Origin of the sequence: Roseateles sp. (assembly GCF_036404855.1) — a bacterium.
Classification (GTDB): domain Bacteria; phylum Pseudomonadota; class Gammaproteobacteria; order Burkholderiales; family Burkholderiaceae_C; genus Pelomonas.
In genome coordinates, this window is record NZ_DASWYS010000323.1 from 1 (window position 1) to 10,767 (window position 10,767).

Below are 10,767 nucleotides of genomic sequence, written 5' to 3' on the forward strand. Positions count from 1 at the left end.
TCAGCAACGCTCCCAGTGCCAGCGTGCCGGGTTCGCCGAGCGTGTCGATGGTGGATTCAAGAAACATGCAGGAACTTCAGTGATCAGGCGACAACGGGCCGAGCGCCGGAACGCTCCATGCTGACCGAAAGGCCAATGGCACTAGGGCTTGATGTAGGCGTAGCCCTGCTTCTGCAGCTTGACGATTCGCACGACGCCGGAGGGCGTGTAGTCGGCGTCGAGCACGAACTGGTCCTTGTTCAGGCCGCGGTTCTTCAGCGTGATCTCGCAGACCTCGAAGCGCACGCCGCGGGCCTTCAGTGCGGACACGAGCGGTGCGTACTCGGTGCCATTGGAGGACTTGGCACCCTCCATCAACAGGTCCACGCCGTCGGCGTGAGTCACGACGGTGATCTGGGCCGAGGGGTCGGTGTCCAGGTGGTTGCGGATATTGCGCAGGCCTTTGAGGCCTTGTGCGGCGGCGTTGTCGAAGTGATAAACGACCAGATCGCCGGCCCACGCGAGTGGGGTGGCGAGAAACATCGTGAAGAGGGCGAGCAGGACGCGCTTGCGCATGGGGTTCTCCTTCGGAAGGCTGCCAATATCTTCATCCGCCGAGCTCGACGGCCTCGGCGACGGCCTTGACGCCGGCCAGCGCGCAGGCGTCGTCCGCTTCGCCGCCCGGCGCGCCGGACACACCAATGGCGCCGACGACCGCGCCGGCCGCCTCGATCACCTGGCCGCCGCCAATCGCCATGACGCGGGGTGCCGAGCGGATGCCGCTCATGGGCCGGCCCGCCTGGGTTTCAGTGGCCAATGCCGCAGTGGGCATGCGAAAGCTAGCGGCCGTCCAGGCCTTCTGCGGCGCGATATCCACCGTATGTGCGCCGGCGAAGCGGTCGCGCAGCAGGACTTGCACGATGCCGGCGCGATCCACGACGGCGACACCGACTTGGTGGCCGGCGGCTCGGCAATGCGCGAGCGCCGCCTGTGCCGCTGCAAGGGCGGTCTCGGGTGTCAATTGCCGCACGGTGAACAGGGGCGGCGCGTCGGCGGCCTGAACCGATGCGGCAAAGGCCAAGGCGGCGAGGGGCAGCAGTCGGCGCATGGCGGGCTCCAAGGTTTCAGCCCAGCAGCAGGCCGGGGTTGCACTGCATCGCGACGAGGCGGGGCGTGTTGATCTTGCGCGGCTTCACGCGGCCCTGCTGGCCGCGCAGCCAAGTCTCGACATGCTCCCACACCGGCTTGACGCCCGGCGCGCTTTTGGCCTCTTCGGCCACTGGCGCCCAGCCGGCCACCTTGTAGCGCTTGTCGGCCTCGATGGGCTTGCCGTTCAGGCGCATGTCGGTGACGCGCCGGCCCATGACCTCGGCAGGCTGCATCGTGTAGCTCAGGCCGCCCACCCGCACCATGTCGCCGCCCTGCTGGTAGTAGGGATCGGGGTTGAACAGGTTGTCGGCCACATCCTCCAGCACCGTCTTGATGGTCGCGCCGGTCATCTCGGTCAGCGTGGCGTACGGGTAGGTGATCGCGAGCTGATCCATCAACAGCTCCCGTGTGATGGTGTCTCCCGGCAACAGGCTGGTCCCCCAGCGGAAGCCCGGCGAGAACGCGATCTCCGCGCCCTGCGTGTCCATCAGCGCGTCGCAGATGAGCTGGTCCCAGCTGCCATTGAAGTTGCCACGGCGGTACAGCACGCCGTCGGTGACGGCGAGCTTCTCACTCAACTTGGCCTCATACGGCGCGCGGATCTTGGCGATCAGCGCCTGCATGTCAGGATCGGGGCGCAGCTGGTTGGCGAACACCGGCAGCAGTCGGTAGCGGAAATCCACCAGCTTGCCGCCCTTGACGTCGAAGTCCATGACGCCGAGGAACTTGCCGTTGCTGCCGGCGTTGGTGACCAGGGTGGTGCCGCCGGCGTTCTTCACCGGGACGGCCACCGGCACGCCGTCGTGGGTGTGGCCGCCGAGGATGGCGTCGATGCCGCGCACGCGCGAGGCCATCTTCAGGTCCACGTCCATGCCGTTGTGCGACAGCACGCAAACGAGCTGGGCTCCGGCCGCGCGGGCCTCGTCCACCACCTTCTGCATGTTGGCATCCTGGATGCCGAACTCCCAATCCGCCACCATGTAGCGCGGGTTCGCGATGGGCGTGTAGGGGAAGGCCTGGCCGATGATGGCAACCTGGATGCCGTTGATGGTCTTCAGCGTATAGGGCTTGAAGACCGGGTCGCCGAAGTCGGCCGTCTTGACGTTCTGGGCGACGAAGTCGACCTTGCCGGCGAAGTCCTTCTCGACGATCTCCTTGACGCGCTCCATGCCATAGGTGAACTCCCAGTGGCCGGTCATCACGTCCACGCCCAGCAACTTGCAGGCGTCAACCATGTCCTGCGCGTTCGTCCACAGCGATGTCGCCGAGCCCTGCCAGGTATCGCCCCCGTCCAGCAACAGCGCGCCGGGGCGACTGGCCTTCAGGCGTTTGACCAGCGTGCTGAGGTGTGCGAAGCCACCCACGCGGCCATAGCGCCGTGCAGCGGTTTCGAAATTCAGCGACGTGAACGCGTGCGCCTGCGCCGTGCCGGGCCGCAGCCCGGCGGCCTTCAGCAAGTGCTCGCCGACCAGGTGCGGCAGCTGCCCCTGCATGCCGCCGATGCCGATGTTGACTGTCGGCTCGCGGAAATAGATCGGGTTGAGCTGTGCATGGCAGTCGGTCATGTGCAGCAGCGACACGTTGCCGAACGGCGGCAGGTCGTAGAGCTGCTCTTCGGCCAGAGACGTGGCGGCCTCGGCGTGGCGGCCAAGGGGCATGCCGGCCACCGCCGCGCAGGACAGCACCTGCAGGAAATCGCGCTTGGACAGGGACATCTCGGCCTTTATTGGTTGACCGGGGACTTGGGATCCAACAGCAGCGCCATCAGGTCGCGGATCTGCGCTTCGGTCAGCAGTTCAGCGTGGCCGAAGCGCGGCATCGTGGAGCAGGCCGAGTAGGCCTTGCTGTTCCACAGCTTGCCCCACGTGTACTTGACCATGGCCTCGGAGGCCGGGTCTGCAGGGTTGGCGACGCCGCGCAGCTTGCCGTAGTTCCACAGGCTGGGGCCGATGGTGCCGAAGGAGATTTCCTTCTTGTCCATCTGATGGCAGTTGTAGCACATGGCCCCGTTTTTGCCGGCCGCCGCGCTGGCGTCGGTCCATGTCATGCCGCGCCCGTTCTGAGCAAGCTTCTCGCCTTCCTTCCAGTCGCCGATGAACTGCCCGTCGGCGGGCCACTTGACGGTCGCGAGCTGAGCCGCCTCGATCTTCTTTGTCACGGCTTCCGACGGCGGCTTGGCCTGCGAACAGGCCTTTTGCGCATCGTCCTGTGTGATCCGGTCCATCTTGGCGATGCCCTGCTCGCGGAACGAGGCCTGCATCATGGCGGCGGTCTGCTGCTCGAGCTGCTTGGCCGTCTGTGACTGCGCGGCGCCGGTGGCCAGCAGGGCGACGGCTGCTGCTGCGATGTGTGTGGTCTTCATGGCCTGTCTCCTCAGCGCTTGAGTGCGGGTGCGATGGACTCGGCGCCCTTGGCGTTGACGCCCATATAGACGCCCAACGCCACGGTCACGTCGGATGCGAAGCCGGGGTAGGGGAATCGCTGCTGGCGGAAGCAGTCGTTCAGCCGGCGTTGCATGCCCCACAGCTCGCCGCTGGACACGCGGTAGGCCGGCCAGGCTGCGAAGCCGACGCCATCGCCTGGGTTCTTGGTCAAGTCAGGCAGATCCTGCAGGCGGATGCGCTTGCCCGACTCGCCGTGGCAGCTCGCGCAGGAGAAGTCCATCGGACCACCGCGGTAGAAAAACGCGCGCTTGCCCAGCTCGTAGAAGCGCTTCTCTTCGGCATGCTTCTGCGGCAGTGCCATCTTCATGCCGCGCGACATCGACGACACCCACGCGGCCAGCGCCGTGACGGTTGCCTGCTCGCCCTTGTCGAAGGGCGTTTTGGCGATCTCGTTGGCGTCGAAGCCTTGCAGTGCCTGCATGCAGCTCAGCAGGCGCGACTCCAGGTCCTGCACCTTCTTCGTGTCGGCGAAGTAGCGCGGCATCTGTACCCACGCACCTTTTACGACGCCCGGGCCAAGGCCAAGGTCGCACTTCTCCAGGCTGGCATTCTTCGGGCCACGGGCGGTCTTCCAGAGCTCCTCGCCCTTGGCCTCGAAGAGCTCGGCCGGGTTGCCGTCCTCCAGCATCTTGCGGTACTCGGCGATGCCATCGGACGCCGACTTGGACTCCTGGGCCAGAAGCGGCACGGTGGCCGCGGTGGCTGCGATGGCCGCTGCAATGGTGGCGAGGGTTCTTGTACGCATGTCTCCTCCAGAGAGTGGAGTGGTCAGGAAACCGTGGCTTCGTCGGTGCGGGTTTCACCCCTGTTGTCGCGCCAGGTGACGGCGATCTTGTCACCGGCCTTGGCTCCCTTCACGACGAACTGCAGGAACGGGTTCTTGGAAACCGACGGGCCCCATTCGGCGGTGAGGACGGGCTTGCCGTTGAGCTGGGCCGTCACTTCCTGGATGAACCAGGCGGGAATGGTCTTGCCTGCGGCGTCCTTTCGGAGGCCGGTCTCCATCTCGTGGCTCATCAGCACGCGGACGGTGGTCTTGTCGCCGGCCGCCTGGGCCCGGATACGCATCGGATCTGGCATGGTCTTCTCCTTCTCTCGTGTGTTGCTTCAGCCGCCGCAGCCGCCCAAGGTGACTTTCACTTCCTTCTGCGCGAACAGCACCTTGCCGTCGTTCATCAGCGCAACGGCGATGACGTTGGACGACTGGCCCATCTTCACGCGTGTCGTGAAGGCCGGCTCGACGAAATCACTCACGTCGAAGGCGGCCGAGAGCACGCTGGGGTTCTTCTCGACCAGGATGAGCAGGCGCTTGGCGCCTGGGAGCGTGGTGGACGCGCCCACCGGCACGACGGCGCCGTTCTCGGCAATGTCGGGGGCGGTGACGGTGACATCCTTGCTCTCGACGGGGGCGCCGGCGCCCAGCACCTTCAGCAGGTCAGCCAGACTCTTGGCCTCGAAGGCCGCGGTCGGGTAGGCCGCCATGGCGGCCCGGGGCAGCAGGCCCAGCCCTCCCAGCATCAGGGCCACCTGCGCGGAGCGGGCAAGTGCGGTTCGACGGGTCAGCATGGGAATCTCCTTGGTGTCATGCACGGTGTGGGTCGTTCAACGGCTGGCCGCGCCGGCGGCAAGCCAGGCGGCGATGGTCTTCAGGTCGGCATCCGGCAGCGTCTGGGCCGGCATCGGGATCGGCCCCCAGACGCCCTGGCCGCCGCTCTTGATCCGGCTCGCCAGGTAGGCTTCGGCATCGCTGCGTGAAGCGTGCTTGGCCGCGATCTGCTTGAAGCCAGGGCCGACCAGCTTCTGGTCCATGCCATGGCAGGCCGTGCACGAGTTCTTCTTGATGAGCGCGAGTGCTGCGGTGGTGGTGCCAGCGGTGGCGGCATGGGCGGGAGTGGCTGCGGGAGGCGGCGCCGGCGTCGCGGCGACGCTGATGGGGCCTTCACGGCGAGCACCGGCCGGGCGAGTCGTGTCGATGCCTCGCTGCGGGCCGACCAGGCGCTGCTGTTCGGCGAGATTCCCGTTGTTGTTGCGCGCGAAGTCGGGCAGCAGCGAGGCCACCTTGGGCTCGGTGTCGCAATCTCGCATGCAGGCGGTGGCCTTGACGTCCGGCGCCGTGGCCTTGCCAAGGCTCTTGCCGGGCCACATCGCGTGCGCCGTCGTCATGCCATTGCGGTTGGGCATGCGTTTCTGCACGTCGGCGACGTTGGCGTCGGACAGCGTGAAGTCCTCGGGCACGATGCCGCCTAGGCTGAGCAGGTAGGCGGTGACCGCGTAGACCTCGTCAGTCTTCAGCGACTTCGGCGCGTTCCACGGCATTGCGCGGTTGATGTAGTCCCACAGCGTGGACAGCGTGGCGACCTTCATCAGCGTCGTGCGGCCGGGGAATGTGGTGTCGTTCAGGCGCGCCACGCGACCGGTCTTGATGTCCTCGGCCGTCGTGCCGCCGACCAGTGGCGAGAATACTTCGTTGCTCTCACCGAAGATGCCGTGGCAGGACGCGCACTTTGCCTCCCACACTTCCTGGCCCAGGTTCACCGAGCCGGAGCCCTTGGGCAGGCCCTTGAAGTCGGGGCGCACGTCGATGTCCCAGGCTGCAATCTCGGCCTTGGTGGCCGTGCGGCCGATGCCAGGGTAGGCGGGGGCAGCCTGCTGCGCCCAGGCCGAGCCCAGCATCGCCAGCCCGAGCAGCGCTGCCGCGAACTTACGAGAGCTGGACATTGCGCACCTCGCCACTTTCCTCCACCAGCCAGGACTGGATGGCGTTGTTGTGATAGATCGACCGCGTGCCGCGCACGGCGCGCAACTGGCGGGTGCTGGGCTGCACGTAGCCAGTCTCGTCGGTAGCCCGGCTCTGCACGATGGCAGGCTTGCCGTTCCACTGCCAGTCCAGCGTGAAGCGGGTCAGGCATTTGCTCATGACCGGGTCCTGCAGCCGTGCGGCGCGCCAGTTGCGGCCTCCGTCGGTCGTCACGTCCACCTGCTTGATCTTGCCTCGGCCCGACCACGCCAGCCCGCTGATCTGGTAATAGCCCTTGTCGAGCAGGAGCTGGCCGCCCGAGGGTGTCGTGACAACACTCTTGCACTCCTGCGTGCTGGTGTATTGGCGGTGCAGGCCGCCGGGCATCAGGTCGATGTAGTGGACGGCCTCGTCCTTGGTGGCGTAGGGCTGGTCGCCCACTTCCAGTCGGCGTAGGTACTTGACCCAGCTCACCCCCTGCACACCCGGCACCACCAGACGCAGCGGGTAGCCCTGTTCGGGTCGCAACATCTCGCCGTTCTGACCATAGGCGACGAAGACCTCGCCACTCTCGATCAGCTCCATCGGCACGGTGCGCGTCATGCTGGAGCCGTCGGCACCCTCGGCAAGCACGTAGCGGGCGCGCTTGTAGTCCACGCCGCAAAGGTCGAACAGCACGCGCAGCGGCACGCCGGTGAACTCGCTGCAACTCAGCATTCCATGGGTGTATTGGCAAGTGGGCACGGCCACGTTGCCCCATTCCATACCGGTGTTGGCGCCGCACTCGATGAAGTGGAAGCGGCTGACGCTCGGCAGGCGCATCAGCTCATCCATCGTGAACACCAGAGGCCGCTTCAGGAGCGTGGCGTCGCTGCCATTGATCATCAGGCGATGCTTGGACGGATCGATGTCCCACCAGCCCTGGTGGTGGCGCTCGAAGTGCAGGCCGCTGGGTGTGACGATGCCGAACAGCGACTGCAGCGGCGCGAAGGACACCGAGGCCTGCGTGGTCTGCGTCAGGCCCGGGCTCGGGCGGCGCTGCACATTGGCCTCGTACTTGGACGGCTTGCCATAGCCGTCCGTCACGACGGCCTGGCCGAGGCCCTGGCTGTGCTCAGGCAGGGTCAGGATGTTGGCGTCACCGTCGGAGGCCTGCTGGGCCGTTGCGGCTACGGCGCCGCCGCCTGCCAACGCCGCCGCGAAGGCGCTGCGCACGAAGTCGCGCCGGCCCTGCTTGGCCTCGTCGAAGACAGTCCGGACACCGTCCGGCGACAGGAAGTTCTCTGGTGCCTTGCGCAGGCGTCCGGAGTGGGAGGGGTCGTTGTTCAAGGCAGATTCCCGGAAGCTGTCGGGGCGGGCCCAGCGGGGCCCAGGCGGGCGACGCTGGCATAGGGCGCGTGGGCGCGGGCCGGAACGAAGCCCGGCGCGAGGTGCGCCGCAGAGTCGGTGCACGGCATAGGAAGCCTTGTCTCCTGTGGCCCGGCGTCGCGGCCTGGCCTTTGTTCATCCAGCGGACGCCGAGCCGGAGGGCGCGGCGCCGTCACCGACGTTGATCTTCATCAACATCAGTGAATCATTATATTAACGAGGATGGATGTTTGGGGCCTTGGTGGCAACCCTAGTTCAGCTGAGGCCCAACGCCTTGAGCCGGCGGTAGAAGGTGCGCTCGCTCATGCCCAGCCGAAGTGCCATGTCGCGGCGGCTGAGGCGGCCTTCCGCCACCAGGCGGCCGATCTCCTGGTCGAGGTCGAGGCCGGCAGTGGCGGGCGGTGCGGACTGTGCCGGCGTGCTCAGCCACTCAGGCAGATGTTCGGGCCGCACGACGCCATCGTCGGCGAACAGCCGGGCGCGCTCCAGCACGTTGCGCAGCTCCCGGATGTTGCCGGGCCAGTCATGGGCCTGCAGCTGCGCCATGGCCTTGGGCTGGACGACAACGCGCTGCGCGGCGTTGGTCCCCCGCTGCAAGAAGGAGTCGACCAGCAGCGGTATGTCGCTGGGCCGGTCGCGCAGGGGCGGCAGGACAATCGGAAAGGTGGCGATACGGTAATAGAGATCCTGGCGGAACTTTCCTTCGGCAACCATCTGCTGCAGCGGCTTGTGCGTGGCCGCAACAAGGCGGAAATCGGCCTGCTGCGTCTCGGTGGCTCCGACGCGGCGGAAGGTGCCGGACTCGATCAGCCGCAGCAGTTTCACCTGCATGCTCAGCGGCACGTCGCCGATCTCGTCCAGGAAGAGCGTGCCGCCTGCCGCCGTCTCGACCAGGCCCGGCTTGCGGTGCTGGGCGCCGGTGAACGCACCTTTCTCGTAGCCGAACAGCTCGCTCTCGAACAAGGTCTCGGGCAGGCCGGAGCAGTCGACGATGACAAAGGGGCCGTCGTGGCGGTCGCTGACCTCGTGCACGGCACGGGCGAACAGTTCCTTGCCGGTGCCGGACTCGCCGAGCAGCAGCACGGGCAGCCTGGATCGCGCAACGCGCTGCACCGCCTCCAGCGCGGTGTTGAAAACCGCTGAGCGGCCGACGAGGCCGTCCTGACTGGCACGGGCGGAGGCGTGCTTCACCGTCGTCAGCCGTTCGACGTAGGCCACCACGCGGCGGTCGCCATCGAGGATGGGACGCAGCTCCACGTCAACATGCTCGGGGCCGCGCGGCGTGTGGTGGATATGCAGCACGCGGTCGGGCCCCTTGAGCTCGAAGGCGCGTTTCATGGGGCAGTGCTCGCCGGCTTGGTCGCAAGGCAGGTCGTAGTGGTGCGAAACGCGATAGCACTTGTGTCCGAGATAGGGGCGGTCCGCGGTGCCGAATTGGCGCTGGTAGGCTGTGTTGGCAGCCAGGATGTTGTAGTCCGGGTCCAGCACGATCATCGGCTGGGCCTCGTGTTCCAGGTAGGAGACCAGGGCCTGTACTTGTGCGGGCCGGGGCAGGGGAGGGGTCTCGGTGGTGGTGGCGGGCATGCGTCGTCGTCCGGCAGCGCCAGGCGGCGCGGGTGCGGGTGATTGTGGGCGAGGACTGCCATCGCTGCCAGATGGCTGCCACAGCGTTGGCACTTGGCAGTAATTGCGTCCGCCGGTGAGCGTTGGCGCCGGCGCAGCCAGCACCGAATTCCCTTGTTGCCTCAATGGGTTGGGAGCGGCGCCCTGCGCACAGTGGCGGGCTGGCACGTCTCTTGAGAGGTCCCGGGTTCCAGATGCCGACCGCCGCCGTCCCGGCCATGCGTCGGCACCGCCCCCAACGAGGAGACCTCAATGAAAGCAAATGAAGGAACCATGGATCGCGGCTTGCGCGTCGTCGCCGGCCTGGCATTGATCGCGCTGGCCGCCACCGGCACCGTGGGTGCCTGGGGCTGGATCGGCGTCGTGCCGCTGCTGACCGGTGTCGTGGGCTGGTGCCCGCTGTACACGGTGCTGGGCATCAACACCTGCCGGCGCTGAGCGCCCGCCATCTGGAGACGCGCATGAACGAAGCATCCCGGATGCAGGTCGAGGGCTTCTTCGACGCCGCCACCTGGACCGTCAGCTACCTGGTGCTCGACCGCCCGACGGGGCAGTGCGCCCTCATCGACAGCGTGCTGGACTACGACCCCAAGTCAGGTCGTACGTCCACTGCCAGCGCGGACCGCCTGATCGAGCGCGTGCGGCAGTTGGGCGCGCGGGTGCAGTGGATCCTTGAGACCCATGTCCATGCCGACCACCTGTCGGCCGCTCCCTACCTGCGGCAGGCGCTGGGCGGCAGGCTGGCCATCGGCGGCCACATCACGACCGTGCAGCAGGTCTTCGGCGACCTGTTCAATGCCGGCGACGACTTCGCCCGCGACGGTCGCCAGTTCGACCACCTTTTCCGGGACGACGAGGCCTTTGCGATCGGCGGCCTGCAGGCGCGTGCATTGCACACCCCGGGCCACACGCCGGCCTGCATGACCTATGTGGTGACGGCCGGGGCGGGCGCAGAGGCGGACATCGCCGCCTTCGTGGGCGACACCCTCTTCATGCCCGACTACGGCACTGCGCGCTGCGACTTTCCCGGCGGCGACGCCCGCGCGCTGTACCGCTCCATCAACAAGGTGCTGAGCCTGCCGGCATCGACCCGCCTCTACATGTGCCATGACTACCAGCCCGGTGGCCGCGAGGTGCAGTTCATCAGCACGGTGGCCGACGAGCGTGCCCACAACATCCATGTGCGCGACGGCATCAGCGAGGACACCTTCGTCACCATGCGCCAGGCCCGCGATGCGACGCTGGGCATGCCCACGCTGATCCTGCCCTCCGTGCAGGTCAACATGCGCGCCGGCGAGCTGCCGCCCGCCGAGGGTAATGGCGTGCGCTATCTCAAGATCCCACTCAACGCGGTCTGAGTTCCCGACCCTGAGAAGACAAGAAGACAAGGAGACAAGACCATGGAACTCAAGACCCTGACGCCCGAGCTGTCGGTGGCGGCGCAGATCCACACACCTGATCTGCCCG

At 67.1% G+C, this 10,767-nt stretch carries 12 protein-coding genes; 2 read left to right on the forward strand and 10 right to left on the reverse strand.

Going from position 1 to position 10,767, the window contains the following annotated elements:
- Positions 1-141: 141 nt before the first annotated feature.
- The 10 genes from VGF12_RS21800 to VGF12_RS21845 form a co-directional block, all read right to left on the reverse strand.
- Positions 142-555 (reverse strand): DsrE family protein, encoded by a 414-nt coding sequence (locus VGF12_RS21800; protein ID WP_331178152.1) that lies wholly within the window; start codon positions 553-555, stop codon positions 142-144.
- Between the two features lie 31 nt (positions 556-586).
- Positions 587-1,087, reverse strand: coding sequence for a heme-binding protein (locus VGF12_RS21805; protein ID WP_331178153.1), 501 nt, complete (start codon positions 1,085-1,087; stop codon positions 587-589).
- 16 nt (positions 1,088-1,103) lie between these two features.
- The gene (gene soxB / locus VGF12_RS21810) at positions 1,104-2,843 is read right to left on the reverse strand and encodes a thiosulfohydrolase SoxB (protein WP_331178154.1); all 1,740 of its coding nucleotides are present in this window, start codon (positions 2,841-2,843) and stop codon (positions 1,104-1,106) included.
- 8 nt (positions 2,844-2,851) lie between these two features.
- Positions 2,852-3,490, reverse strand: coding sequence for a sulfur oxidation c-type cytochrome SoxX (gene soxX, locus VGF12_RS21815; protein WP_331178155.1), 639 nt, complete (start codon positions 3,488-3,490; stop codon positions 2,852-2,854).
- 11 nt (positions 3,491-3,501) lie between these two features.
- Positions 3,502-4,317: a sulfur oxidation c-type cytochrome SoxA gene (gene soxA, locus VGF12_RS21820; protein ID WP_331178156.1), complete on the reverse strand. Its 816-nt coding sequence runs from the start codon at positions 4,315-4,317 to the stop codon at positions 3,502-3,504.
- A 23-nt stretch (positions 4,318-4,340) separates the two neighbouring features.
- Positions 4,341-4,652 carry a thiosulfate oxidation carrier complex protein SoxZ gene (soxZ, locus tag VGF12_RS21825; RefSeq protein WP_331178157.1) on the reverse strand — a complete coding sequence of 104 codons (312 nt, stop codon included), beginning with the start codon at positions 4,650-4,652 and terminating at the stop codon, positions 4,341-4,343.
- Positions 4,653-4,679: 27 nt separating this feature from the next.
- Positions 4,680-5,138 carry a thiosulfate oxidation carrier protein SoxY gene (gene soxY, locus VGF12_RS21830; protein WP_331178158.1) on the reverse strand — a complete coding sequence of 153 codons (459 nt, stop codon included), beginning with the start codon at positions 5,136-5,138 and terminating at the stop codon, positions 4,680-4,682.
- A 36-nt stretch (positions 5,139-5,174) separates the two neighbouring features.
- Positions 5,175-6,290 (reverse strand): c-type cytochrome, encoded by a 1,116-nt coding sequence (locus tag VGF12_RS21835; RefSeq protein ID WP_331178159.1) that lies wholly within the window; start codon positions 6,288-6,290, stop codon positions 5,175-5,177.
- Positions 6,274-7,638 (reverse strand): sulfite dehydrogenase, encoded by a 1,365-nt coding sequence (soxC, locus tag VGF12_RS21840; RefSeq protein ID WP_331178160.1) that lies wholly within the window; start codon positions 7,636-7,638, stop codon positions 6,274-6,276. The genes VGF12_RS21835 and soxC overlap by 17 nt, the downstream gene beginning before the upstream one ends.
- Positions 7,639-7,932: 294 nt before the next feature.
- Positions 7,933-9,261, reverse strand: a complete 1,329-nt coding sequence (locus VGF12_RS21845) for a sigma-54 interaction domain-containing protein (protein WP_331178161.1) — start codon at positions 9,259-9,261, stop codon at positions 7,933-7,935.
- A 291-nt stretch (positions 9,262-9,552) separates the two neighbouring features.
- Between VGF12_RS21845 and VGF12_RS21850 the strand changes: the two genes are divergently transcribed.
- Positions 9,553-9,738, forward strand: a complete 186-nt coding sequence (locus VGF12_RS21850) for a DUF2892 domain-containing protein (protein ID WP_331178162.1) — start codon at positions 9,553-9,555, stop codon at positions 9,736-9,738.
- Positions 9,739-9,761: 23 nt separating this feature from the next.
- Complete coding sequence (locus tag VGF12_RS21855) at positions 9,762-10,658, forward strand: MBL fold metallo-hydrolase (protein WP_331178163.1); 897 nt, start codon at positions 9,762-9,764, stop codon at positions 10,656-10,658.
- Positions 10,659-10,767: the final 109 nt, after the last annotated feature.